This window comes from Teichococcus aestuarii (assembly GCF_003116135.1).
Lineage (GTDB): Bacteria > Pseudomonadota > Alphaproteobacteria > Acetobacterales > Acetobacteraceae > Pseudoroseomonas > Pseudoroseomonas aestuarii.
In genome coordinates, this window is record NZ_PDOA01000011.1 from 1 (window position 1) to 22,979 (window position 22,979).

The window sequence follows — 22,979 nt, forward strand, 5'->3', positions numbered from 1 at the left end:
ACCCCGCCCCGCCGGCCGGCGGGGCGGGGACAGGCTCAGCTGTCCGCCTGGATGTTGTTGTCGCGGATCACCTTGCCCCACTTGGCGATCTCGCTCTGAAGGAAACGGGCGCAGGCATCCGGCGTGCTGGCCGTAACATCCGCGCCCTGCTCCTCGATCTTCTGGCGGACCACCGGGTCGGCCAGGGCCTTCGCCAGCGCGTCGTACATCTTGTCCACGATGGGCTGCGGCGTGCCGGCACGGCCGAGCAGCGCCCACCAGGTCGGCGCCTCGAAATCCCCCGCCCCCTGCTGGGCGAAGCTCTTCACCCCTTCCACGTGGCGGCTCTCGCCCCGGGTGGTCACGCCCACCGGCCGCAGCGTCCCGGCGCGGATATGCTGCTTGATCACCACCACATTCGACATGAACAGCGGCACATGGCCCGCCACCGCGTCCTGCGTGGCGGGGCCACCGCCGCGATAGGGCACATGCACCAGCTTGTAGCCGCCCTGCTGCTGCAGCAGGGTCGTCGCCACATGGGCCAGGCCGCCGACGCCGCTGGTGGCGAAGTTCAGCGTCTCGGGCGCCTTCTTGGCCGCCTCCACGATGTCCTTGTAGCTGCGGTAAGGGGTGGTCTGGTGCGCCACCAGCGCCAGCGGCCCGGTGCCCACCAGGCTGACCGGGGTGAAGGCCTCCATGGTCTTGAAGGGGAGGCGCATCACGCTCTCATTGGTGGCCTGGGTATCGTACACCAGCACCCAGGTGTAGCCGTCCGGCTCGGCCCGCGCCGCCTCGCCCGCGCCGATCGCCCCCGAGGCGCCGCCGCGGTTCTCGATCACCACCGGCTTGCCCAGGATCTCCTGCAGCTTCGGCTGGAAGATGCGGCCCACCGTGTCGGTGCTGCCACCCGGCGGCCAGGGCACGATCAGCCGGATCGGCCGGTCAGGCCAGGATGTCTGGGCGCGCGACACGGTGGGGCTGGCCAGCCCTCCGGCGGCCAGGCCACCGGCCGTCGCGGCCACCATCAGGCCACGGCGTTGAATCAGCATTGTTGAACGTCCTCTCTCCGCATGGCCTCCCCGCCCACTCTCCCGGGGGCGGTGAAGGCAAGGCCGCGAAAGGGGCGGGCCTCCGCATCCGGAACATCGCGGTCCCTGGGCGGCGGCGGCCTTCCCCTTCCTTCCTTACGGGGATGAGAGCATTCCGCGGGCCGTTCCATCAAGCATGGTTTGGTAGCCCCCCGGGTTCGTGCCTGAAGCTGTCGATGATGTGCCGGGCCAGCGCCCGGGTGCCGGGGCTCTCGGAACGCTGGGCCAGGGCGATCTCGAACTCGGGCAGCGGCGGCAATCCCTCCTCCGGGCCCAGCACGCGCAGGCCGGGCGGCAACGGCCCGGCCAGCCCCACCGTGATGGCGAGCCCCGCCAGCACCACCGCATGCGTGCCCATCTGCGCGCTGGAGAGGTAGGTGACGCGCCAGGGCAGCCCGGCTGCGTCCAGCGCCGCCGTGGCCGCCCGGCGCCAGACGCAGGAGGGCGGGGCCAGCGAGAGCCGCAGCGGCGTCTGCCGGTGCACCGCATGGGCGGCCGAGCCCACCCAGTGCAGCGGCCCGCGCCACAGCGGCACCCCGGCCTGGCCGCGCTCATTGCCGGCCGAATAGAGGGTGAGGTCCAGCTCGCCCCGATCCATCCGCTCCAGCAATTCCGTGGAGGGGGCGCAGATCACCTCCAGCTCGGCCGCCGGGTGGCTTTCCGCGAATCGGGCCAGGATGTCCGGCAGCCAGAGCAGCACATAATCGTCCGGGGTGCCCAGCCGCACCGCGCCGGCGATGTCGGTGGCGCGGAAATTGGCCAGCATCTCGTCATGCATGGTCAGCCAGGGGCGCGCGCGCTCCAGCAGCCAGGCGCCGTGCGGCGTCAGCGAGAAGCCGCGCGGGCCGCGCACCAGCAGGGGCTGGCCCAGCATCTCCTCCAGCCGGCGCATCTGCATCGAGACCGCCGATTGCGTCCGCCCGACGCGCTGGGCGGCGCGGGTGACGCTGTCCCCCTCAGCGATCAGCACGAAGGAGCGGAGCAGGTCGGGGTCCAGTCCGGGCGGCAGGGCAAGCATGGCGCCATATCAGCGCCGCTGATGCCTTGCGTCAAAACAATTCGTTTTCCTTATTACGGATGCGCATGCATCGTGCCGGGGTGATGAACCTCTCGGTGCATGAAAGGCCCCGAACCATGTCCGCCCAGCTCGGCTCCGGCTTCCATTCTTCCCCGGTCCTGCGTTCCGCGCCGCGCGCCACGCATCCGCGCGGCTGGCTGGAGGCGCTGCGCCTGATCCTGCGCGTCATCCGCACCCGGCAGGATCTGGCGGGGATGGAGCCGCGCATGCTGCGCGACATCGGCCTCACTCCCGGCCAGGCCCGGCACGAGGCGCAGCGCGCCCCCCTGGGACATCGGCCCGCACCGGGGCTGAAGGCGGCACGGCGGGAGAGGACCCGGGGAACGGCGCCCCCGCCCTCCCCTGCCTCAGGCGGCGCGGCGCAGCTCCGGCTCGGCGCGCAGCAGGGCGGCCGCCCAGCGCGATCCCTCGGCCAGCAGCGCGTCGATCTGGCGCGGCGTCAGCGTCTCGACATGCTCGCGCGCGGTGGTGGCGGCAGGGTCCCAGCCCTGCATGACGGGCGGCAGCGCCATCACCCGGCCGGTCATGTCCACGGCGCGGCGGGCGGTGCGCAGCACGCGCGCGGCGGCGTCCAGCCGCATGCGCTCGGCCAGGCCGCCCTCGGCCAGTTCCGCCAGCGCGTCCATCGTGGCGCGGCGGCGCACGGCCAGCGGCATTTCCATCGTCTCAACAGCCATGGTGGGAATCTCCGGATGCTAGTCCCCGCTTCTTCTGGAAAGGGCGAGGCATGAGCCCGCGGAGATGGTCCTGGCGGCCTTCCGGGGCAAGAAAAAACAAAGGCTTTGCCCCTCGCTCGCCGCATGGGGCCATGCATGGGGCGCGGCCATGCCCAGGCTCGCGGCAGCGTGTGCCGACTTCGCAGGCAGCGGCCTCGTGCGGAACGCGTGACACGCCTGCCGGTTTCGCACTTCACGAACGGAAGCCGCGCAGGCATTGAGCCTGCCATGCCGAACCAACGCATCTCCCTCCCCAAGGACCGAATCCGCATCCTGCTGCTGGAAGGCGTGGCGGACAGCGCCATCGCGCTGCTCGGGGCCGCCGGCTACACCAACATCCAGCGCGAGTCGAAGGCGCTGGAGGGGGAGGCGCTGAAGGCGGCGCTGCAGGGGGTGCACCTGCTGGGCATCCGCTCCCGCACCCAGCTCACCGCCGAGGTGCTGGAGGCGGCGGATCGGCTGATCGCGGTGGGATGCTTCTGCATCGGCACCAACCAGGTGGACCTGGCCACCGCCAAGCGCCTCGGCATCCCGGTGTTCAACGCGCCCTTCAGCAACACCCGCTCGGTGGCCGAGCTGGTGATGGGCGAGATCGTCATGCTGCTGCGCCGCATCCCGGACCGCTCCCGCTCGGCGCATGACGGCGGCTGGGACAAGTCCGCCACCCATTCGCGCGAGGTGCGCGGCAAGACGCTCGGCATCGTCGGCTACGGCAACATCGGCAGCCAGCTCTCGGTGCTGGCCGAGGCCTTCGGCATGCGCGTCATCTACTACGACACCGTCCCGAAGCTGGGCCACGGCAACGTGGTGGCCGCCGCCAGCCTGCGCGACCTGCTGGCCGCCGCCGACGTGGTCAGCCTGCACGTGCCCGAGACCGCGGAGACCACCGGGCTGATCGGCGCGGCGGAGCTGGCGGCGATGCGGCCGGGCGCCATCCTCATCAACAACGCCCGCGGCCGCGTGGTGGATCTCGACGCCGTGGCCGTGGCGCTGCGCGAGGGCCACCTGCTCGGCGCCGCCGCCGACGTCTTCCCCGAGGAGCCGAAGCGCAATGGCGAGCGCTTCGTCTCGCCGCTCCAGGGCCTGCCGAACGTCATCCTCACCCCGCATATCGGTGGCAGCACGGAGGAGGCGCAGGAGCGCATCGGCGAGGAGACGGCGCGCAAGCTGTCCGACTACTCCGACTCGGGCGCGACGCTCGGCGCGGTGAACTTCCCCGAGGTGACGCTGCCCGCCCGCCCGAGCGGCACCCGCTACATGCATGTGCACCGCAACGTGCCCGGCATGCTGGCGGCGCTGAACGAGGTGTTCAGCCGCTTCAGCCTGAACATCAGCGCCCAGTACCTGCAGACCGACCCCGAGATCGGCTACGTGGTGGTGGACGCCGACCAGGTGGCCGACCCTGAGGGCGTGCTGGCCGCGCTGCGGCAGATCCCCGGCACGCTGCGCGCCCGCCTGCTCTACGAGCGGAGCTGAAGCGGGCGGGAGGGGCCCGCCCCCTCCCCCTTCATCCCTGGCGCCCGCCTCCGCTCACCCTTTTCTTCGCCTGTTTCCTTCTTTCCCGGCTGCCTGCCGCCGGGCCTGCCCCGCTCTCCGCATTGCTGCCCCGCTCCGGCCTGCGGCAGCCCCACGCAACCCAATGCTGGGCTGGGCCGTTCTTCCCGTGAGCCGTCACACACACGGCCGGAAGCGCCATCTGGCCCTTCCGAAGAGAAGAAAGGCAGGAAAGCCATGGACAAGAACCGCATCGAAGGCGCCGCCAAGCAGGCCAAGGGCGCCGTGAAGGACGCTGTCGGCAAGGTCACTGGCGACCACTCGACCCAGGCCGAGGGCAAGGCCGACAAGACCGAGGGCAAGGCGCAGGGCGCCGTCGGCAACGCCAAGGACGCCGTGCGGGACACCTTCCGCTCGTAAGGCCCGCTTGTGGCGGGCCGCTCCCGACGAGGGGCCCGCGACAGGCTGCGAACAACAGGCTGACCGGACGCTGCAGGCCGCGGCATCCGGTTTCCGTCTGCGCCGGATCCCGCTGGAGCCCTGAGGGCCGGCGGCCGGCGTGATGGCGGGGCGGCACCGGCCATGGACACCCACGATCATGAATACCAGAACCGCTGCCGGCGCCTATGCCGGCCCTGATGCGACCGCGGCCGTGCAGGGCTCGCCGCGTCTGCCCACCCGCATCTCCTGGGGTGCCGTGCTGGCTGGCGCGGTGATCGCGCTGGCAGTGGGCGCCATGCTGAACATCCTCGGCGCCGCCATCGGCGCCAATCTCGTCGACGCGGCGGAACGCGCGACGCCGGACGCCTCGACGCTCGGCATCGGCGGCGGCATCTGGCTGCTGGTCTCGCACCTGATCGGCCTGGGGCTCGGCGCCTACGCGGCCGCGCGGCTTTCCGGCACGGCCGACGGCACCGATGGCAGCCTGCACGGCCTGGCCATGTGGGCCACCAGCACGCTGGTCTCCGCCTTCCTGCTGGGCAGCGTCGTCAGCGGCGCGGTGAGCACCGCCACCACCGGCCTCTCCAGCATGCTGGGCGGCCTGGCGCAGGGTGCCGGCAACGTCACCGCCATGGTGGGCAACGAGGCCGCCGACCGCACGGATACCGGCACCATCCAGTCCGTCACGCAGTCGGCGATCGAGCGCGCGCAGAACGCCCTCACCGCCAGCAATGCCGACCCTGCCGCGATGAACAGCGACCAGCGCAAGGCCGAGATCGGCCGCCTGGTGGGCCGCCGCGTCACCGACGGCCAGCTCGCGCAGCCCGAGCAGGATCGCCTGGCCGCCCTGGTGGCCGCCGAGGCCGGCATCAGCCAGGACGAGGCCCGCACGCGCATCCAGCAGACCGAGCAGGAAGCGCAGCAGGCCCTGCAGCGCACCGAGGAGCAGGCCCGCCAGGCCGCCGACACCGCCGCCACCGCGGCTGCCACCGCGGCGTACTGGGCCTTCGCCGCGCTGCTGCTGGGTGCCATTGTCTCGCTGCTGGGTGCCCGCGCCGGCACCCGCGCCGTGGTGGCCCGCGCGGCTTCCTTTCGCTGAACCCACCCCTGAGAAGGAGAACAAGCACGATGAACACCGATCGCCTTGAGGGCAGCGCCCAGAACCTGGCCGGCAAGGCGCAGGAAGGCTTCGGCAACCTGACCGGCGATGAGGGCCACCAGGCCGAGGGCATGAGCCGCCAGGCCGCCGGCCGCGTGCAGGAGGTCTATGGCGAGGCCCGCGACTACGCCCAGCATGCCGGCGAGCGCGTGGTGCGCCAGGTGGAGCAGCAGCCGGTGACGGCGCTGCTGGTGGCCGGCGCCATCGGCTTCGTGCTGGGGCTGATGACGGCGCGCCGCTGAAGCCGCCTGGAAGGCGCGGGGAAGCAGTTCCCCGCGCCTTCCTTCCTTTGCCGGTTTGCGGGCGCGCCTCTGGCGACGCCCGCTTTTTTTCAGTCCGCCTCGTTCCGCAGCGCGGTGCGGGCGGCGTGCAGGCGGGCCAGCCCCTCAGCGTCGAGCCGGGGATAGTGCGGGTCGATCGCCTCCAGCGCCTCCACCACGGCCTCCACCACCAGCAGGCGGGTCAGCCACTTCCGGTCGGCCGGCACCACGTACCAGGGGGCGTGCGGCGCGGCGGTGGCGCGGATGGCGGCTTCGTAGGCCTGCTGGTAGGCATCCCAGTGACGCCGCTCGGCGACGTCGCTCGCATCCAGCTTCCAGTTCTTCTCCGGCCGGTCGATGCGCGAGAGGAAGCGCTCGCGCTGCTCCTCCCGGCTGAGATGCAGGAAGAACTTCAGCACGACGACGCCCTGGCGCGCCAGGTAGCGCTCGAAGGCGGCGATGTCCTCCAGCCGCTCATCCCAGATGCGCGGCGTCACCACCTCCTCGGGCAGGCCCTGCCGGGCCAGCACCGCGGGATGGACGCGGGCGATCAGCACCTCCTCGTACCAGGAGCGGTTGTGGATGCCGATCTGCCCCCGCGCCGGCAGCCGCGCCACGTGGCGGCGCAGGAAATCCTGCGACAGCTCCTCCGGCCCCGGCGCCTTGAAGGAGTGCACCGTGCAGCCCTGCGGGTTCACGCCGGAGAAGACGTGCTTGATGGCACCGTCCTTCCCCGCCGCGTCCATCGCCTGGAAGATGACGAACAGCGCGTGCCGGTCCTGCGCCGCCAGCCGGTCCTGCAGCTCGGCGAGGCGCTTGGTGCCCTCGCGCAGCAGCCTCTCGGCGGCCTCGCGCGGCAGGTCCTCCACCGCGCCGCGGGTGGAGAAATCGGCCAGGCGGAAGCCCTTCCCCGTCTCCACACGGCACGCCGCCGCCTGGGCACGGGCGATCTCGCGGGGCATGGCATCGTTCTCCTGGATGACGGCGGGTCTGGCGGGCGGGTCTGGTGGGCGGGTCTGGGGAAAGCCTCAGGGCCGGGCGGGCAGCACCACGATGGTCACGCTGCGCGCCTCGCGGTTGGCGGTGCGCTGGCTGAAGCCGGGGTTGCGCGCCTCGGCGCGGATGCGGTCCCGCTCGACGCCGTGGCCGACCGAGAGCATCTCCGCCACCTCCCGGGCCCGGCGGGCGGCGAGCTGGGTGCTGGTGGCCTGGCCGCCCTCGCGGATGGCATGGCCCAGCACGCAGATGTTGCGCTCCGGCGCCGCCTTGGCCAGGGCGGCGGCGGCGGCCACGGGGGTGCGCGCCGCCTCCGGCGGGCGGGCGCTGCGCGCGGTGAAGGGCACCTCGAAGACGTCGTCCTCCAGCTTCTCGGCGCCGACGCAGTTGAAGGCGGCGCGGGGCTGCGCCAGGGCGGAGCCCGCCAGCAGGGGCGCGAGCGCCAGGGCCAGCAGGGCGGCGGGCAGGAGCAGGGTCATGTCGGCGCCAGCAGCCCGGCCTCGGCCAGGCGCCGCAGCAGCGCGGCGGCATCCACGGCGGGGTGGGCGCCGCGCAGCTCGGCCTCGGTGCCGTCGGGGCGGGCGAGCAGCCAGTTGGTGGCCTCGGCCTCGGGCTGCGCCAGGGGCAGCGCGCCATTGGGGGTCTTGAGCACCCATTCCGTGCCGCGCCGCACCGCCTTGGCGCCGGGGGCGACCACGCGGAAGGCCGCGCCCTCCCCGCCGCCCGCCGCCTCCGGGGCGGCGGGGGCGGCGATGCCGCGCGCCGCTAGCAGGTCGTTGCCGCCGCGGGCATAGCGGTAGTCGGCCACGAATTTCGTCAGCACTTCCATCACCTTGGGATCCCGCGTCAGCTCCGAGAGGCGCTGCCCGAGTTGCACCGCACGGCTGGTCAACGCGAAGCGCGCGGCGGCGGTTCCATCCTGGCGCGGCAGGGGCTGGCGGAAAGGCGTCTCGTAGAGCACGCGCTCCACCAGGATGTTCATCAGGTCCATCCCGAGCGGCGCGTGCACCCCGTAGGCCACATGCACCGAGGCGGGGGCCTCGGCCAGGGCGTCGTGGTACCAGCCGCGCGGCAGGTAGAGCAGGTCGCCGGTCTTCAGCGTCACCTGCCCGCGCAGCCGGCCCTTGGCCTGCTCGTGATGCGCCTGGCCCAGGCTGCGGAACACCGGGTGCGGGATCGGCCACTCGGCGCGGCCCTCCCAGATGTTCCAGGTCTTCTCGCCCTCCACCTGCACGGCCCAGACGTCATGCGTGTCGAAATGCGCGGGGAAGGCCTTGTGGCTCTGCCAGGAGATGTAGACGTTGGCCTGCGCCTTGCCGAGCCCGGCGCCTTCCAGCGCCTCGGAGACGGCGGTGAGGCCGGGGGTCAGGCTGTCGGCGTCGTTCATCACCAGCGAGGCGCCGCGCTTCACCCATTGCTGCACCAGCGCCGCGTTGGGCTGCTGCACGGCGGCGTTGTCGCGGCTGGTGGCGCGGGTGCAGTACTGCTCCGGCGGCACCGGGGTTCCGTCCATCACCAGCTTCAGCGACTGGCTGGACCAGATATGCGTCTGGTCGAGCAGCCGGTTGATCTGGCGCCAGGAGAGCACGGGGGCGAACTTCGCGGCGCCGCCCTGCACGTGCAGCGGCTGCTTGTCGTAATACTCCGCGAAGAACTGCTCCGGCGTGACGGGGGCGAGGAGGTCGGCGAGCGTGCGGATCATGGCCGCCACGATAGCCCTGGAGCGGCCCGGCGGTCACGGGGGAGAGTTCAATCGCCGCGCGCAACCTCCGCTGAATATTTATGCAAATTGCATCGCATTGCGGCACCGGGTGGCTTGAACCGGGCCTGACCCTGGCCGATCCTCTGAGGCATCCGACTCAAAAGGAGCCCAGCATGCCGGATGGCCAGAGCCGCGAGAGCGGCGCCCGCGCGGAGTTGTTGCGCGCCGCGGAGGAGGCCCTGCGGCAGCAGGCGCCCGCCCTGCCGCCGGCCGCCGCGGCGCTGCTGCACCGCCTGGCCGAGGCGCTGCCCACCGCCGAGCTGGCGGCCGAGCCGCCGGAGCGCATCGCCGCCGCCACCGCCAGCCTCTACGCCTTCGCCGCCGAGCGGAAGCCGGGCGCGGCCAAGGTGCGGCTGCTGCCCCCCGGCCCCGGCCGCGGCGCCGTGGCGGTGGCCGAGATCGTCACCGAGGACATGCCCTTCCTGGTGGACAGCGTGCTGGCGGCCCTGGCCCTCTCCGGCCGCACCCCGCGCCGGCTGCTGCACCCGGTGCTGCGCGTGGCGCGCGACGCCGCCGGCAGGCTGGAAGGCTTCGCTGAGGGCGGCGCGGCCGAGAGCATGATGCATGTCGAGATCGCCCCCGCCACGGCGCGGCTGCTCGGCGGCGGCGGCGAGGCGCCGGACGAGGGCTGGGAGACCACCGAGGCGGCGCTGCGCCGGGCGCTCACCGAGACGCGCCTCGCCGTGGCCGACTTCCCCGCCGTGCTGCAGCGCCTGCGCGCGGCCGAGGCCGAGATCGCCCGTGAGGATTCGGCCGAGGCCGCCGCCGGCCAGGCCTTCCTGCGCTGGATGGCGGAGGACAATTTCGTCTTCCTCGGCCACCGGCTGATCCGCTTCGGCACGGCGGGGGCAAGCGACAGCGCCGAGGACCATCTCGGCCTGCTGCGCGACGAGGGCCTGCCGGTGTTCGACGCGCTGCGCGACCTCGGCGCCATTCCCGCCGCGGTGCGCGCCTCGCTGCGCGACGGCGCGCCGCTGGCCATCGCCAAGGCCAACATGCGCGCCCGCGTCCACCGCCCGCAGCACGCCGACGTGGTGGCGACGCGGGTGTTCGGCGCGGATGGCGCGGTGGTCGGCGTGCGGCTGTTCCTCGGCCTGTTCGCCGCCTCCGCCTACAACCGCAACCCGCGCAGCATCCCCTGGCTCTCGGCCAAGGTGGAGCGCATCCTGGACCGCGCCGGCGTCAACCCGGAGAGCCATGACGGCCGCGCGCTGCGCAACATCCTCGACACCTGGCCGCGCGACGAGCTGTTCCAGGCCGACGAGGACTCCATCCTGGAGGGGGCGCGGCGGGCGCTCGACCTGTTCATCCGCCCCCGCCCCGCCCTCTACCTGCGGCGCGACCCGTTCGAGCGCTTCGTCTCCGCCATCGCCTGGCTGCCGCGCGACACCTTCGACACGCGGCTGCGCGAGAAGGTGGGCGCCATGCTGGCGCGCGCCTTCGGCGGCCGCCTCTCCGCCTTCCACATCGCGCTGGGCGACACGCCGCTGGCGCGGGTGCACTACATCGTCGGCACCGTGCCGGGGCACGTCTCCAGCGTCGAGGATGCGGCGCTGGAGGCGGCGGTCGCCCAGGCCGCCCGCTCCTTCACCGACCGGCTGGGCGAGGCGCTGACCGCCGAGCTGGGCGAGGCGCGCGCCGCCGAGGCGCTCTCCCGCTGGGCCGATGCCTTTCCCGATTCCTATGCCGAGACCGTCTCCGCCACCACGGCGGTGGCCGACCTGAACCTGGCCGAGGCGGCGCTGGCCGCCGGCCGCCCGGCCGCGCGCATCGAGCGCCTGCCCGGCGCCGGGCCGCGCGCGCTGACGCTGCGGCTGATCCACCCCGGCGGCCCGCTGCCGCTGGCCGATGCGCTGCCGCTGTTCGAGAGCCTCGACCTCCGCGCCATCGAGGAGCAGCCCTTCCACCTGCGGGACAACGGGGCGCTGCGGGCGGTGCTGCACGTCTTCACCCTGGAGGCCGGCACCGACCTGGAGGAGGCGCGCTTCCCCGCCCTGCTGGAGGCGCTGGAGGCGCTCCAGTCCGGCCGGGTGGAGGTGGACGGCTTCAACCGCCTGGTGGCGCGGGCCGGCCTCGCCTGGCGCGAGGCCTGGCTGCTGCGCGCCCTTTTCCGCTGGCTGAAGCAGGTGGGCTTCGCCTTCGCCCAAGGGTCGGTGGAGACGGCGCTGGCCGCCGAGCCGCGCGCCGCGCGGCTGCTGGTGGACCTGTTCAACGCCCGCTTCGACCCCGCCCGCGCCGGCAGCGGCGAGGCCGCCGGGCGCGCCCTGGAAGCCGAGTGGGCGGCGCTGATGGAGGGCATGGAGGACCCGGACACGGACCGCATCCTCGCCCGCCTGCGCACCGCGCTGGATGCCGTGCTGCGCACCAACTACTTCCAGCGCAAGCCCTACCTCTCGCTCAAGATCGACAGCGCGCGCGCCGGCGACATGCCGCTGCCCCGCCCCTGGCGCGAGATCTTCGTCCATGCCGCGCACATGGAGGGCTGCCACCTGCGCGCCGGCCCGGTTGCGCGCGGCGGCATCCGCTGGAGCGACCGGCGGGAGGATTTCCGCACCGAGATCCTCGGGCTGATGAAGGCGCAGCGGCTGAAGAACGTCGTCATCGTGCCGACCGGCGCCAAGGGCGGCTTCGTGCTGAAGGGCCATGTGCCCCCGGCCGCGGACCGCGAGGCCTTCATGGCCACCGGCATCGCCGCCTACCGCACGCTGATCCGCGGCATGCTGGACATCACCGACAACCTCCAGGGCGAGACGGTGGTGCCGCCGGCCGATGTCGTCCGCCGCGACGGGGACGACCCCTACATCGTCGCCGCCGCCGACAAGGGCACGGCCACCTTCAGCGACATCGCCAACGGCCTGGCGCAGGAATACGGCTTCTGGCTGGACGACGCCTTCGCCTCCGGCGGCAGCCAGGGCTACGACCACAAGGCGATGGGCATCACCGCCAAGGGCGCCTGGGTGATGATCGCCCGCCACTTCGCCGAGCTGGGCCGGGACATCCAGCGCGAGCCCTTCAGCATGGTCGGCGTCGGCGACATGTCGGGCGACGTGTTCGGCAACGGGCTGCTGGTCTCGCGCCAGACCCGGCTGCTGGCGGCCTTCGACCACCGCCACATCTTCATCGACCCCGAGCCCGACGCGGCGCGCGCCTATGAGGAGCGCGCGCGGCTCTTCGCCCTGCCCCGCTCCTCCTGGGCCGATTACGACGTGCGGCTGGTGAGCGAGGGCGGCGGCGTCTATCCGCGCAATGCCCGCTTCATCCCGCTCTCGGAGCAGGCCCGCGCGCTGCTCGGCATCGAGGCGGAGAAACCGGACCCGGCGACGGTGATGAAGGCCATCCTGCGGGCGAAGGTCGACCTGCTCTACTTCGGCGGCATCGGCACCTACATCAAAGCCTCCACCGAGAGCCAGGCCGAGGCGGGGGACCGCGCCAACGACGCCATCCGCATCGACGGGCGCGAGGTGGGCGCGCGCATCATCGGCGAGGGCGCCAATCTCGGCGTGACGCAGGCGGGCCGCATCGAGGCGGCGCGGCTCGGCGCCGATGGCCAGGGCGTGCGGATGAACACCGACGCGCTGGACAACTCCGCCGGCGTCTCCACCTCCGACCATGAGGTGAACATCAAGATCCTGCTGGCCGATGCCCGGGCCAGCGGCGCGCTGACCGAGCGCCAGCGCGACGCGCTGCTGCGCGCCATGACCGACGAGGTGGCCGCGCTCGTGCTGCGCGACAACGCGCAGCAATCGCTGGCCGTCTCGCTGGAGGCCGAGGCGGGGGCGGAGGCGCTGCCCGCCCATGCTGCGCTGATGGCGCGGCTGGAGGCCACCGGCCTTCTCGACCGCGCCGTGGCCGGGCTGCCCGATGCCGCCGGCATGGCCGACCGCATCGCCGCCCAGGTGCCGCTGACCCGGCCGGAGCTTTCCGCCCTGCTGCCCTTCGCCAAGCTGTGGCTGGCCGAGGCGATCGAGCACAGCGGCCTGCCGGACGACCCGGCGCTGGCGCCGCTGCTGGAGGGCTACTTCCCCACCGCGCTGCAGCGGGACTACGCCCCCTACATCGCCCGGCACCGGCTGCGGCGGGAGCTGCTGGCCACCATCCTGGCCAATGAGGTGGCCAACCGGCTCGGCCCGGCCGGGCTGGCGCGGCTGGCCGCCGGCAGCGAGCCCGCCGCCGCCGCCCGCGCCACCATCCTGGCCGACCGCCTGCTGGGCCTGGCCGGTGCCATGGACGCGGCCGACACCGCCGCCGCCCCGGCCGAGGCGCGCCACGCGGCGATGCTGGCGCTGCGCCAGCTGCTGGCCGCCACGGCGCGGGAGCTGCTCTCCATGCCGGAGACGGCGCTGCCGCTGGAGGAAGCCCTGGCGAAGCTCAGCCCCGGCATCGGCGCGCTGGTGGCCGCCGAGACGGCGCAGGCCCAGCCCGGCCCGCTGGCCGAGGCGGGGCTGCCCGGCGATCTGGCGCGCCTCGTCGCCGCGGCGCCGGCGCTGGAGGCGGCGCCGGCCATCGTGCGGCTCGCCGCCCAGGCCGCCGTCCCGCCGGACGAGGCCGCCCGCGCCTGGGCCGCGGTGGGGGAGAGCTTCCACCTCCCCGGCCTGCGGCTGGCGGCGACGCAGGCCCCGGCCAACGGCCCCTTCGGCACCCGCGCCAAGGCCGCGCTGCTGGACGACCTGGCCGAACTGCAGACCCGCCTTGCCGCCCGCGCGCTGAAGGGCGCGCTGCCGCAGGCGGAGACGGCCATGCGCATCGCCCAGGAGGCGGCCTCGCGCCCCGACCTGGCGGGCGTGACGGTGGCGGTGCGGGAACTCTCCCGCATCGCCTGACCGGCAGAAAAAGATGGGGGGTCCGGGGGGAATTCATTCCCCCCGGCCTTCCTCCGGGGCAGTCTGCCCCCCCATGAACACCCGCTTCTCGCGCCAGGCCTGGGCCTGGGCCCTGTATGACTGGGCCAACAGCGCCTTCCCCACCGTCGTCTCCACCTTTGTCATCGCCGCCTACTTCACCCAGGGAATCGCGCCCGACCCCGCCACCGGCCAGGCCCAGTGGGGCTGGATGCAGACGGGGGCGGGCATCGCTATCGCCTTGCTCTCCCCCCTGCTCGGCGCCGTGGCCGATGCCGGCGGGCGGCGGCGGATGATGCTGCTGGCCTGCACCCTGCTCACCGCCATCGCCACCGGCCTGGTCTGGTTCGCCACGCCTTCCCCTGGCAGCGCGCTCTGGACGCTGGCCTGCGTCGGCATCGCCACGGTGGGGTTCGAGCTGGGCACGGTGTTTTACAATTCCATGCTGCCGCAAGTGGCGCCGCCCGAGCGGGTGGGGCGGCTCTCCGGCCTCGCCTGGGGGCTGGGCTATGCGGGGGGCCTCGCCTGCCTGGTGGTGGCGCTGCTGCTGCTGGTGCGGCCCGACCCCTCGCCCCTCGGCCTGGACCGCGGCGCCGCCGAGCATGTGCGCGCCACCGCCCTGTTGGTGGCGGTGTGGATGCTGGGCTTCGGCTGGCCGGTGCTGGTGCTGCTGCCCGACCCGCCGCCGCCGCGCCCGGCCTGGGGCACGGCCATCCGCCAGGGCGTGGGCGAGATCGGCGCTCTGCTGCGGGGGCTGCCGCGCAACCCCGTGCTGGCGCGCTTCCTGCTGGCGCGGCTGTTCTACACGGACGGGCTGAACACGCTGTTCGCCTTCGGCGCCATCTACGCCGCCGGCACCTTCGGCATGGGCTTCGACGAGATCCTGCTGTTCGGCATCGCGCTCAACGTCACCGCCGGGCTGGGCGCCGCCGGCTTCGGGCTGCTGGAGGACCGGCTGGGCGCGCGGCGCACCATCCTGGTGGCACTGGCGGCACTGCTGGGGCTCGGCCTGGGCGTGGTGCTGGCCGAGGACAAGAGCATGTTCTGGGCGCTGGCCCTGGCGCTCGGCCTGTTCATCGGGCCGGCGCAATCGGCCTCGCGCAGCTACATGGCGCGACTGGCGCCGCCGGACGAGGTGGCGGCGCATTTCGGCCTCTTCGCCCTCTCGGGGCGCATCACCGGCTTCATGGGGCCGGCGGTGCTGGCCCTCGTCACCGCCGCCACGCAGAGCCAGCGCGCCGGCATGGCCACCGTGCTGGGCTTCCTGGCGCTGGGCGGCGCCATCCTCCTGACCGTCAGGGAGCCCCGGCGATGAGCCGTGCCTGGCTGCTCACCCACCCCGAGGTGGCGATCGACCCCGCCGTGGCGGTCACCGAATGGGGCCTCACCCCGCGCGGCCGGGCGCGGGCGGAGGCGCTGGCGCGGCTCCCCTGGGCGCGGGGCCTGCGGCACATCGCCAGCAGCGCCGAGCGCAAGGCGCGGGAGACGGCGGAATGCCTCGCCGCCGCCACCGGCCTGCCCGTGCGGGTGCATCCTGGCCTCGGCGAGAACGACCGCAGCGCCACCGGCTACCTCCACCCGGCCGAGTTCGAGGCGATGGCCGATGCCTTCTTCGCCCGGCCCGAGGAGAGCGTGCGCGGCTGGGAGCGGGCGGTGGACGCCCAGGCCCGCATGGTGGCGGCGGTGGAAGCGGTGCTGGCGGAGAGCACGGGCGAGGTGGCCATCGTCGCGCATGGGGCGGTGGGGGCGCTGCTGCTCTGCCACCTCGCCGGGCGGCCGATCTCCCGCGCCGAGGACCAGCCGGGGCGTGGCGGCGGCAATCTCTACGTCTTCGGGCGGGAGAGCCGCCACCTGCTGTGCGGATGGACAGCCTTCGAGGATGCCGGGCTGGCCTAGGACACAAGCGCGGCGACAGGGGTCAGGAAGGACATCTACCCCCGGCCCACCGCCATCTCTTTCCGTCAGCCCGCCGGGCTGCCTTCCACCGTCTCGCTGCCGGCGCGCCAGCGATGGGTGGAGGCACCGAAGGCCACCATCTTGCCCGCCGCGTCGAACACCTCGGTGCGGGCGAAGAAGATGTTGCGGCCGCGCGAGACCACCTTGCCCTCGGCCCGCAATTCGCCCTCCGACACCTGGCCGGTGAAGCGGCAATCTAGGTCGATCGTCACCGCCTTGCGGATGTTGCCCGGCACGCTGCACCAGAGGCCGGCGAAGGCCGCCGCCTGGTCGAGCAGCGAGAGGATCACGCCGCCATGGACGATGCCGCTGCGGTTGTGGTGGCGCGCATCGGCGTCGCAGACGACGCAGGCATAGCCATCCCGCCACTCGGTGAGGCGGATGCCGATGAGGTCATGATAGGGCGGCGCCGGGGAGGCGAGGTCGGTCTTGGACATGGGCGTTTGCCTGCCTGCTGCGGCGCAGCACGTCAAGGCGCCAGCCGGGCCGCCAGGGCGGGGGAGAGGCCGGCGGTCGGCGTCCGGCCCGGCGGGGGCGGCACGGGCAGCGGCGTGGCGGTGTGGCGCAGCAGGCATTCCAGGCTGTCCAGCACCGGCACGGCGAGGCGCGGCGCGAGAGCGGGCGCCAGCCCGGCCAGCCCGGCGCCGCCCAGCACCACGCAGGCGGCGCCCTCCGCCACGGCGTCTTCCGCCGCACCCGCCAGCAGGGCCAGGGCGCGCTCCGGCTCGCGCGCGATCATGTCGCCCGTCGGCGCCACGGCGCGCACCAGCACGCGCTCGCGCGGCCAGCCGCGGGAGAGGGCGAATTCCTCCAGCATCGGCACCCAGGCGGCGCCACCCGTCAGCAGCGCCACGCGCGGATGCGCGGCGAGCGCGAGGGCGAGCGACGCATCCGCCATGCCGGTGACGGGGATGCCCGCCAGCTCCCGCGCCGCGTCCAGCCCCGGATCGCCGAAGCAGGCGATGGCGATGGCATCCACGCTGCCGGCGTGCTCCGCCACCTGCTCCAGCACCGCGTGCCCGGCGATGGCCGCCGCCACCCGGCTGGCGATGTAGCGCGCGCCGAAGCGCGCCGTGGCGGGCACGAGCGCGACATGCGCCAGGCCGAGCCGCGGCAGCGCCGCCGTGGCCAGCGCGCGCATCCGCTCCGTCATCGCGCTGTCGGTGTTGCCGTTGAGCAGGAGGATTCGCATGCGGCGGCCCTGAAGGAACTGGCGGGGTCCGGGGTGACCCTGTCACCCCGGCGGAGGCGCGGGGGCGGCGCCCCCGCTACTTCGAGAACCGGTAGGGTGCCGCGCTTTCCTCGTGCGGGTCCAGGTTGAGCCGGTGCTCCAGCGGCGGGAAGGCGCGGGAGCGGCACTCGGCACGGTCGCACAGGCGGCAGGAGAGGCCGATGCCGGTGCGCGCGCGCTGGAGGTCCAGCCCGTCCGCATAGACCACCTCCGCGGCCCGCCCGAGATCGCAGCCCATGGCGACGACATGCACCGGCGCCGGCTCGCCCCACCGGCTCGGCCCCGTGACGGTGCGGGCGAAGCAGAGGAAGGCGGCGCCGTCCGGCAGCTCGGCCAGCTGCACGCGCAGGGCGCCCGGCGTGGCGAAGGCGGTGTGCACCACCCAGCGCGGGCAGGAGCCGCCGAAGCGCGCGAAGGGGAAGCCCGCCGCCGAGAAGCGCTTGTCCACGTTGCCGGCGGGATCGACGCGCAGGAAGAAGAAGGGCACGCCGCGCGCCCCTTCCCGTTGCAGGGTGGAAAGGCGGTGCGCCACCTGCTCGAAGCTGACGCCGAAGCGCGCGGCCAGCAGGTCGAGATCGTGCCGCAGGGCGCGGGCGGCGGCGAGGAAGGCGGCATAGGGCATCAGCAGCGCGCCGGCCGCGTAGTTGAGCAGGCCGATGCGGATCAGCGCCGCCGCCTCCTGGGTGCTGGGCGCGGCGGGGGCCAGGATCTCCTCCACCGCCTCGCGCGCCTCCAGCAGCATGAGCTGGAAGGCCATCTGGAAGCCGCGGCTCTCGCGCGGCAGGTGCTCGGAGAGTTCCAGCAGCCGCGCGGCGGGGTCGTAGCGGCGCAGGCTCCCTTCCAGCGGCACGACGCGCACGCGCAGGTCGTGCCGGTGGCGCAGCCGCTCGGCGATGGCGTGGTTCAGCTCGGCGGGCGCCGCGCCCAGCTCGGCGCCGATGCGCTCCGCCACCGCCTCCAGCGCCGGGAAGACATTGGCGCGCTCGTGGAAGAAGTCGCGCGCCTCCTCGGTGGGCAGCAGGATGCGCCGGCCGCTGGGGAGCGCGATGCCGCTGGCATCCTCCCGCGCCACGCGCAGCGCGCGGTAGAGGGCGAGCATGGCGCGACCGGCATTGGGCGCGCTGCCGGCGAGCAGGCGCAGCTCCTCCTCCGGCAAGGCCTCCAGGCCGAGCTGCGGATCGGCCAGCACCTCGCGCAGCTGGCTCTCGAGCTGCCGCTCCTGGTTGCCGGAGAGGGCGGCGAGATCGACCTGCAGGGTCTGGCCCAGCTTGATGAGCAGCGCGGCGGTGACGGCGCGCTGGTCGTGCTCGATCAGGTTCAGGTAGCTGGCGGAAATGCCGAGGCGGGCAGCCAGGGCCTGCTGCGTCAGCCCCTGCTCCTGGCGCAGGCGCCGGACGGTGCGGCCGATCAGCGGGCGGGACATTCTTTACAGCCTTTACAGATTTACGGGCCGGACTGTAAAGCCCGCCACCTTGTTGCGCCTGCAACAGCAAGATGCCGGGTGAACTTCGCGCCCGCAATGTGAATTATTGACGCACAGGCCGAGCGCCTCAAGCAGCATCAGGAGACCCCAGGCATGCGTCACATCCCCGCCCCCCTCCGCGCCCCCGATGGCGGCGCCGCCAGCGGCTCCTCCGGCGACCGCTTCGCCGGCATCCGCCGCGACTACACGCCGGCCGAGGTCGAGGCGCTGGCCGGCTCCTTCCGGGTGAAGCACACCCTGGCCGAGATGGGCGCCCGCCGCCTGTGGCAGCTGCTGCACAGCGAGCCCTATGTGAACACGCTGGGCGCGCTCACCGGCAACCAGGCGCTGCAGCAGGTGAAGGCGGGGCTGAAGGCCATCTACCTCTCCGGCTGGCAGGTGGCGGCGGACGCCAACTCGGCCGGCGAGATGTACCCGGACCAGTCCCTCTACCCGGTGGATTCGGTGCCGAAGGTGATCAAGCGCATCAACGCCGCGCTGCGCCGCGCCGACCAGATCGCCCATATGGAGGCGGCGCAGGGCAAGGCGCAGGACGACACCCCGTGGATGGCGCCGATCATCGCCGATGCCGAGGCCGGCTTCGGAGGCGCGCTGAACGCCTATGAGCTGACCCGCGCGATGATCGAGGCCGGCGCCGCCGGCGTGCATTTCGAGGACCAGCTGGCCAGCGAGAAGAAGTGCGGCCATCTCGGCGGCAAGGTGCTGGTGCCGATCAGCCAGCACATCCGCACGCTGAACGCGGCGCGCCTCGCCGCCGATGTGGAGGGCGTGCCCACCGTGCTGCTCTGCCGCACCGATGCCGAGAGCGCCCAGCTCCTCACCGCCGATGTCGATGAGCGGGACCGCCCCTTCATCAGCGGCGAGCGCACGGCCGAGGGCTTCCACCGCATCAAGCCAGGCGTGGGCAAGCAGTACGCCATCGCCCGCGGCCTGGCCTACGCGCCCTATGCCGACCTGCTGTGGTGGGAGACCTCCGACCCCGACCTCGACGACGCCCGCGCCTTCGCCGAGGCCATCCACCGCGAGTTCCCCGGCAAGCTGCTGGCCTACAACTGCTCGCCCAGCTTCAACTGGAAGCGCAAGATGGGCGAGGCGGCGGCGGCCCGCTTCCAGCGCGAGCTGGGGGAGATGGGCTACAAGTTCCAGTTCATCACGCTGGCCGGCTTCCACTCGCTGAACTACGGCATGTTCCGGCTCGCCCGCGGCTACAAGGAGCGCGGCATGGCGGCCTATTCCGAGCTGCAGCAGGCCGAGTTCGCCGCCGAGGCGGAGGGCTACACCGCCACGCGCCACCAGCGCGAGGTGGGCGTCAGCTATTTCGACGCGGTGGCCACCGCCGCCTCGGGCGGCACCGCCAGCACCACCGCCATGGCGCACAGCACCGAGACGGCCCAGTTCCACAACGATGGCCACGACGCCGCGCACGCGCCGGCAATGGCCAAGTAAGCAACGCAGGACACAGGGAAACACGACCATGACGCATGACGACGATTTCGACGACGGCCTGGTGCACAGCCACAACTGGGCAACCGAGCCGGCCATCCCGCCCGCCCTGCACGGGCTGAAGGGTCCGCCGGAGGCGGCCTCCATCCCGACGCCGAGCACGGCCTTCCGCGACGACACGATGGGCCACTGAGAGGCCGGGCCGGGGGAGGAAGCGCCCCCGGCCCGCCGCTATCCGCCGAGCAGGCCGCCGACGATGCCGACCGTGCCGGCGATGATCACCGTGTTGAAGAAGAACGCGATGATGCTGTGCAGCGTGGCGATGCGGCGGATCGGCGCCGAATGCGTGTCCACATCCGTCACGCCATTGGTCGTGCCGACGCCGATGGAGAGATAGAGGAACTCGGAGAAGGCCGGATTCCCGGCGCCGCCATGGAAGCGGATGCCGCCGCCGGTGAGATAGAACTCCCGCGCATAGTCCTGCGCGAACAGCGTGTGGATGTAGAGCCAGGAGAGCGCCACCGTCACCACGCCGAAGGCGGGGATGCCGCCCGGGCGCATCGCCACGTCGAGCCCCACCCCCGCCACCGAGGTGGCGGCGGCGAGCAGCGAGAGCGTCAGCACCATGACGCGGCGCTCATCGGTGATCTCGGCGTGGCGGCGCATCGCCTCCGGCCCGGCGGACCAGAGGCGGCGCAGCAGCAGCGCCAGATGCGCCAGCACCAGCGCGCACCAGCCGGCCAGGGCGGCGTGCAGCCAGTGCAGCCCGAAGCCGAAGGCCGCGCCGCCCCCCGCCAGCCCCGCCAGCAGCGACAGGGTGCTGATTCGCAGCCGGCGCAGCGGCCCCGTCATGCCGCCATGGGGCTCGCTGACAGGGCGCGCGCGAACACCGCCGGGTCCACATTGCCGCCGGAGAGCACCAGCCCCACCGTGCGGCCGCGCGCCGGCACCTTGCCCGCCAGCACCGCCGCCAGCGCCACCGCGCCGCCCGGCTCCACCACGATCTTCAGCGCCTCGAAGGCCAGGCGCATGGCGCGGAACACCTCCGCCTCGCTCACCGCCACGCCCGCCTTCAGCCGTGCCTGGTTCACCGCGAAGGTCAGTGCGCCGGGGCGCATGGAGAGCAGCGCGTCGCACAGCAGCGCGCCGTGGCCGTCATTGGCCAGCCGCTCGCCGGCGGCCAGCGAGCGGGCGGTGTCGTCCCACCCCTCCGGCTCCACCGCCCAGACCTCGGTGCCGGGCGAGGCGCCCTCGATGGCCAGCGCGCAGCCGGCGATGAGGCCGCCGCCACCGGTGCACACCGCCAGCGCCTCCAGCTCGTGCCCGGCGGCGCGCGCATCCTCCACCAGCTCCAGCGCCAGCGTGCCCTGGCCGGCGATGACGTCGGGATGGTCGAAGGGCGGCAGCACGGTGGCGCCGCGCTCCCCGGCCAGCCGCGCCGCCAGCACCTCGCGGTCCGTCGTGGCGCGGTCGAAGAAGGTGATCTCGGGGCCCCAGCGGCGGGTGCTCTCCACCTTGATGGCGGGGGCGTCCTGCGGCATCGCGATCAGCGCCCGCACGCCCTCGGCGGCGGCGGCGCAGGCCACGGCCTGGCCATGGTTGCCGGAGGAATGCGTCACCACCCCCGCCGCGCGCTGCTCGGGCGTCAGCTTCAGCACGGCGTTGGTGGCGCCGCGGAACTTGAAGCTGCCGGTGCGCTGCAAGGGCTCGGGCTTCACCAGCACCGTGCCGCCGGCGATCTCGTCCAGCAGCGGGTGGCGCAGCATCGGCGTGCGCACCACGCGGCCACGCAGCCGCGCGGCGGCGGCCAGCACGTCGGCATGGGTGGGAAGCGGCGGAAGGATGGCGTTCATGCAGTCACCTCGTGGCAGCGGCGCGGATCGACCAGCGGCAGGATGGCGGAGAGTGGCCCGGGGTCGGTGCCGTTGACCAGGGCGGCCAGCAGCGCGCCCTGGGCCGGCGCCGTCTGGATGCCATAGCCCCCCTGCCCGATCATGTGGAAGAAGCCCGCCTCCTCGGCCGGGCCGATCGCCAGGGAGCGGTCCGGCAGGAAGCTGCGCAGCCCGGCCCAGGCATGCTCCACCCGGCGCACCGCGATGTCGAGCGCCTGCGCCGCCCGGTCCACGGCGATGGCGATGTCCATCTCCTCCGGCGCTGCGTCGCAGGGGTCGCAGGCGGTCTCGTCGGCGGGGGAGAGCATCAGCCGGCCGCCCGCCTCGGCGCGGGCGTACCAGCTGGCGCCGACATCGCCGAGCAGCGGCCACTCCGCCACCGCCCAGGGGGCCGGGTCGACGATCAGCGCGGTGCGGCGCAGCGGCCGCAGGCCGAGCGGGCGCAACCCGGCGGCGCGCGCCACCGCGTCGCCCCAGGCGCCGGCGGCGTTGACCAGCACGGGCGCGGCGAAGACCTCGCCCGTGGCGGTCTCGGCCCGCCACAGCCCGGCCTCCCTCCAGACGCGGCCGGCGCGGCGGCGCAGCGCCAGCACGCCGCCGGCGCGCCGGAGCTGGCCGAGGAAGCCCTGGTGCAGCGCCGCCACGTCGATATCCAGCACATCCGGCTCCAGCGCCGCGGCGGCGGCGTAGCCGGGGCGCAGGGCGGGGACCAGGGCGCGCGCCGCCTCCGGCGTCAGGGGGCGGAAATCCGGGCATTCGGCCAGCGCCCGTTCCAGCGCCGGCACCTGCTCCGCCGGCGCCAGGTGCAGCGCGCCGCGCGGCCGCACCAGCGGCACCGTGCCGAAGCCGGGCGGCGGTGAATCGAGAAAGGCGCGGGAGGCGCGGGTCAGCGCGCGCACATCCGGGTTGCCCCAGTTCGGCTCCCACAGCGCGGCGGAGCGGCCGGTGGTGTGGTAGCCGGCGCTCTCCTCCGCCTCCAGCAGCGCCACGCGGCGGGTGGCGGAGAGATGCGCCGCGGCGGTGGCGCCCGCCATGCCGGCGCCGATGACGATGGCCTCGAAGCGTTCGATCTGCATGGCGCGCATCCTGGTTGCGCGATGAAATGCCGGCAAGGCGGCGCGCGGCGATGCAGGAAACGTTGCAAGGACGCGCCACCACCGCCT

At 73.7% G+C, this 22,979-nt stretch carries 21 protein-coding genes and 1 pseudogene; 10 read left to right on the top strand and 12 right to left on the bottom strand.

The genetic code is table 11. The features are described from left to right. Positions 1-35: 35 nt before the first annotated feature. Both CR165_RS15605 and CR165_RS15610 read right to left on the bottom strand, forming a co-directional pair. The gene (locus tag CR165_RS15605; protein WP_181378194.1) at positions 36-1,028 is read right to left on the bottom strand and encodes a tripartite tricarboxylate transporter substrate-binding protein; all 993 of its coding nucleotides are present in this window, start codon (positions 1,026-1,028) and stop codon (positions 36-38) included. A gap of 169 nt (positions 1,029-1,197) precedes the next feature. After that, positions 1,198-2,085, bottom strand: a complete 888-nt coding sequence (locus tag CR165_RS15610) for a LysR substrate-binding domain-containing protein (RefSeq protein ID WP_109517884.1) — start codon at positions 2,083-2,085, stop codon at positions 1,198-1,200. Positions 2,086-2,201: 116 nt separating this feature from the next. On the opposite strand from CR165_RS15610, the pseudogene CR165_RS26130 reads away from it, so the two are divergent. Continuing rightward, positions 2,202-2,378, top strand: a pseudogene (locus CR165_RS26130) (DUF1127 domain-containing protein); the annotation flags it as partial. Between the two features lie 114 nt (positions 2,379-2,492). On the opposite strand, the gene CR165_RS25695 reads toward CR165_RS26130, so the two are convergent. Then, complete coding sequence (locus tag CR165_RS25695) at positions 2,493-2,822, bottom strand: hypothetical protein (RefSeq protein WP_245906472.1); 330 nt, start codon at positions 2,820-2,822, stop codon at positions 2,493-2,495. 267 nt (positions 2,823-3,089) lie between these two features. Here CR165_RS25695 and serA point away from each other — a divergent pair, with 267 nt between their 5' ends. The 4 genes from serA to CR165_RS15635 all read left to right on the top strand — a co-directional run bounded on the left by serA (position 3,090) and on the right by CR165_RS15635 (position 6,197). Beyond that, the gene (gene serA / locus CR165_RS15620) at positions 3,090-4,337 is read left to right on the top strand and encodes a phosphoglycerate dehydrogenase (protein WP_109517886.1); all 1,248 of its coding nucleotides are present in this window, start codon (positions 3,090-3,092) and stop codon (positions 4,335-4,337) included. 255 nt (positions 4,338-4,592) lie between these two features. Beyond that, positions 4,593-4,775: a CsbD family protein gene (locus tag CR165_RS15625; protein WP_109517887.1), complete on the top strand. Its 183-nt coding sequence runs from the start codon at positions 4,593-4,595 to the stop codon at positions 4,773-4,775. Positions 4,776-4,953: 178 nt separating this feature from the next. Then, positions 4,954-5,895 carry a hypothetical protein gene (locus CR165_RS15630; RefSeq protein ID WP_245906474.1) on the top strand — a complete coding sequence of 314 codons (942 nt, stop codon included), beginning with the start codon at positions 4,954-4,956 and terminating at the stop codon, positions 5,893-5,895. 29 nt (positions 5,896-5,924) lie between these two features. Next, on the top strand, positions 5,925-6,197 hold the full coding sequence (locus CR165_RS15635; protein ID WP_109517888.1) for a CsbD family protein: 273 nt from the start codon (positions 5,925-5,927) through the stop codon (positions 6,195-6,197). Positions 6,198-6,286: 89 nt separating this feature from the next. On the opposite strand, the gene CR165_RS15640 is transcribed toward CR165_RS15635, so the two are convergent. From CR165_RS15640 to CR165_RS15650, 3 genes are all read right to left on the bottom strand, one after another. Beyond that, complete coding sequence (locus tag CR165_RS15640; RefSeq protein WP_109517889.1) at positions 6,287-7,177, bottom strand: PPK2 family polyphosphate kinase; 891 nt, start codon at positions 7,175-7,177, stop codon at positions 6,287-6,289. 66 nt (positions 7,178-7,243) lie between these two features. Further along, positions 7,244-7,690, bottom strand: coding sequence for an OmpA family protein (locus tag CR165_RS15645; protein ID WP_109517890.1), 447 nt, complete (start codon positions 7,688-7,690; stop codon positions 7,244-7,246). Beyond that, on the bottom strand, positions 7,687-8,913 hold the full coding sequence (locus CR165_RS15650) for a cupin domain-containing protein (protein WP_109517891.1): 1,227 nt from the start codon (positions 8,911-8,913) through the stop codon (positions 7,687-7,689). Before CR165_RS15650 ends, CR165_RS15645 begins: the two co-directional genes overlap by 4 nt. 173 nt (positions 8,914-9,086) lie before the next feature. Here CR165_RS15650 and CR165_RS15655 point away from each other — a divergent pair, with 173 nt between their 5' ends. From CR165_RS15655 to CR165_RS15665, 3 genes are all read left to right on the top strand, one after another. Continuing rightward, complete coding sequence (locus tag CR165_RS15655) at positions 9,087-13,793, top strand: NAD-glutamate dehydrogenase (protein WP_109517892.1); 4,707 nt, start codon at positions 9,087-9,089, stop codon at positions 13,791-13,793. A gap of 73 nt (positions 13,794-13,866) precedes the next feature. Next, positions 13,867-15,126: an MFS transporter gene (locus CR165_RS15660; RefSeq protein ID WP_109517893.1), complete on the top strand. Its 1,260-nt coding sequence runs from the start codon at positions 13,867-13,869 to the stop codon at positions 15,124-15,126. Next, on the top strand, positions 15,123-15,707 hold the full coding sequence (locus CR165_RS15665) for a histidine phosphatase family protein (RefSeq protein ID WP_109517894.1): 585 nt from the start codon (positions 15,123-15,125) through the stop codon (positions 15,705-15,707). Before CR165_RS15660 ends, CR165_RS15665 begins: the two co-directional genes overlap by 4 nt. 65 nt (positions 15,708-15,772) lie before the next feature. Here CR165_RS15665 and CR165_RS15670 read toward each other — a convergent pair whose 3' ends face one another. The 3 genes from CR165_RS15670 to CR165_RS15680 form a co-directional block, all read right to left on the bottom strand. Next, positions 15,773-16,204, bottom strand: coding sequence for a PaaI family thioesterase (locus CR165_RS15670; protein ID WP_109517895.1), 432 nt, complete (start codon positions 16,202-16,204; stop codon positions 15,773-15,775). Between the two features lie 32 nt (positions 16,205-16,236). Further along, positions 16,237-16,959: an aspartate/glutamate racemase family protein gene (locus tag CR165_RS15675; protein ID WP_109517896.1), complete on the bottom strand. Its 723-nt coding sequence runs from the start codon at positions 16,957-16,959 to the stop codon at positions 16,237-16,239. 76 nt (positions 16,960-17,035) lie between these two features. After that, the gene (locus CR165_RS15680; protein WP_109517897.1) at positions 17,036-18,421 is read right to left on the bottom strand and encodes a helix-turn-helix domain-containing protein; all 1,386 of its coding nucleotides are present in this window, start codon (positions 18,419-18,421) and stop codon (positions 17,036-17,038) included. A gap of 153 nt (positions 18,422-18,574) precedes the next feature. Here CR165_RS15680 and aceA point away from each other — a divergent pair, with 153 nt between their 5' ends. Both aceA and CR165_RS25100 read left to right on the top strand, forming a co-directional pair. Further along, on the top strand, positions 18,575-19,927 hold the full coding sequence (gene aceA, locus CR165_RS15685) for an isocitrate lyase (protein WP_109517898.1): 1,353 nt from the start codon (positions 18,575-18,577) through the stop codon (positions 19,925-19,927). A gap of 28 nt (positions 19,928-19,955) precedes the next feature. Further along, positions 19,956-20,117 carry a hypothetical protein gene (locus CR165_RS25100; protein WP_181378196.1) on the top strand — a complete coding sequence of 54 codons (162 nt, stop codon included), beginning with the start codon at positions 19,956-19,958 and terminating at the stop codon, positions 20,115-20,117. Positions 20,118-20,155: 38 nt separating this feature from the next. On the opposite strand, the gene CR165_RS15690 is transcribed toward CR165_RS25100, so the two are convergent. From CR165_RS15690 to CR165_RS15700, 3 genes are read right to left on the bottom strand one after another with little or no spacing between them, the layout of a single operon-like run. Continuing rightward, positions 20,156-20,776 (bottom strand): DUF1345 domain-containing protein, encoded by a 621-nt coding sequence (locus CR165_RS15690; RefSeq protein ID WP_109517899.1) that lies wholly within the window; start codon positions 20,774-20,776, stop codon positions 20,156-20,158. Continuing rightward, positions 20,773-21,777: a threonine ammonia-lyase gene (locus CR165_RS15695; RefSeq protein ID WP_109517900.1), complete on the bottom strand. Its 1,005-nt coding sequence runs from the start codon at positions 21,775-21,777 to the stop codon at positions 20,773-20,775. The genes CR165_RS15690 and CR165_RS15695 overlap by 4 nt, the downstream gene beginning before the upstream one ends. Then, positions 21,774-22,892 (bottom strand): NAD(P)/FAD-dependent oxidoreductase, encoded by a 1,119-nt coding sequence (locus CR165_RS15700; protein WP_245906475.1) that lies wholly within the window; start codon positions 22,890-22,892, stop codon positions 21,774-21,776. Before CR165_RS15700 ends, CR165_RS15695 begins: the two co-directional genes overlap by 4 nt. Between the last annotated feature and the right edge of the window lie 87 nt (positions 22,893-22,979).

Excerpts from the sequence above, each read along its gene's own strand:
- CR165_RS15665 (WP_109517894.1), top strand. The coding sequence starts at position 15,123 with ATGAGCCGTGCCTGGCTGCTCACCCACCCCGAGGTGGCGATCGACCCC.
- CR165_RS25100 (WP_181378196.1), top strand. The coding sequence starts at position 19,956 with ATGACGCATGACGACGATTTCGACGACGGCCTGGTGCACAGCCACAAC.
- CR165_RS15640 (WP_109517889.1), bottom strand. The coding sequence starts at position 7,177 with ATGCCCCGCGAGATCGCCCGTGCCCAGGCGGCGGCGTGCCGTGTGGAG.
- CR165_RS15630 (WP_245906474.1), top strand. The coding sequence starts at position 4,954 with ATGAATACCAGAACCGCTGCCGGCGCCTATGCCGGCCCTGATGCGACC.
- aceA (WP_109517898.1), top strand. The coding sequence starts at position 18,575 with ATGCGTCACATCCCCGCCCCCCTCCGCGCCCCCGATGGCGGCGCCGCC.
- CR165_RS25695 (WP_245906472.1), bottom strand. The coding sequence starts at position 2,822 with ATGGCTGTTGAGACGATGGAAATGCCGCTGGCCGTGCGCCGCCGCGCC.
- CR165_RS15695 (WP_109517900.1), bottom strand. The coding sequence starts at position 21,777 with ATGAACGCCATCCTTCCGCCGCTTCCCACCCATGCCGACGTGCTGGCC.
- CR165_RS15605 (WP_181378194.1), bottom strand. The coding sequence starts at position 1,028 with ATGCTGATTCAACGCCGTGGCCTGATGGTGGCCGCGACGGCCGGTGGC.
- CR165_RS15670 (WP_109517895.1), bottom strand. The coding sequence starts at position 16,204 with ATGTCCAAGACCGACCTCGCCTCCCCGGCGCCGCCCTATCATGACCTC.
- CR165_RS15690 (WP_109517899.1), bottom strand. The coding sequence starts at position 20,776 with ATGACGGGGCCGCTGCGCCGGCTGCGAATCAGCACCCTGTCGCTGCTG.
- CR165_RS15675 (WP_109517896.1), bottom strand. The coding sequence starts at position 16,959 with ATGCGAATCCTCCTGCTCAACGGCAACACCGACAGCGCGATGACGGAG.
- CR165_RS15660 (WP_109517893.1), top strand. The coding sequence starts at position 13,867 with ATGAACACCCGCTTCTCGCGCCAGGCCTGGGCCTGGGCCCTGTATGAC.
- CR165_RS15625 (WP_109517887.1), top strand. The coding sequence starts at position 4,593 with ATGGACAAGAACCGCATCGAAGGCGCCGCCAAGCAGGCCAAGGGCGCC.
- CR165_RS15700 (WP_245906475.1), bottom strand. The coding sequence starts at position 22,892 with ATGCAGATCGAACGCTTCGAGGCCATCGTCATCGGCGCCGGCATGGCG.
- CR165_RS15655 (WP_109517892.1), top strand. The coding sequence starts at position 9,087 with ATGCCGGATGGCCAGAGCCGCGAGAGCGGCGCCCGCGCGGAGTTGTTG.
- CR165_RS15645 (WP_109517890.1), bottom strand. The coding sequence starts at position 7,690 with ATGACCCTGCTCCTGCCCGCCGCCCTGCTGGCCCTGGCGCTCGCGCCC.
- CR165_RS15610 (WP_109517884.1), bottom strand. The coding sequence starts at position 2,085 with ATGCTTGCCCTGCCGCCCGGACTGGACCCCGACCTGCTCCGCTCCTTC.
- CR165_RS15680 (WP_109517897.1), bottom strand. The coding sequence starts at position 18,421 with ATGTCCCGCCCGCTGATCGGCCGCACCGTCCGGCGCCTGCGCCAGGAG.
- CR165_RS15650 (WP_109517891.1), bottom strand. The coding sequence starts at position 8,913 with ATGATCCGCACGCTCGCCGACCTCCTCGCCCCCGTCACGCCGGAGCAG.
- serA (WP_109517886.1), top strand. The coding sequence starts at position 3,090 with ATGCCGAACCAACGCATCTCCCTCCCCAAGGACCGAATCCGCATCCTG.
- CR165_RS15635 (WP_109517888.1), top strand. The coding sequence starts at position 5,925 with ATGAACACCGATCGCCTTGAGGGCAGCGCCCAGAACCTGGCCGGCAAG.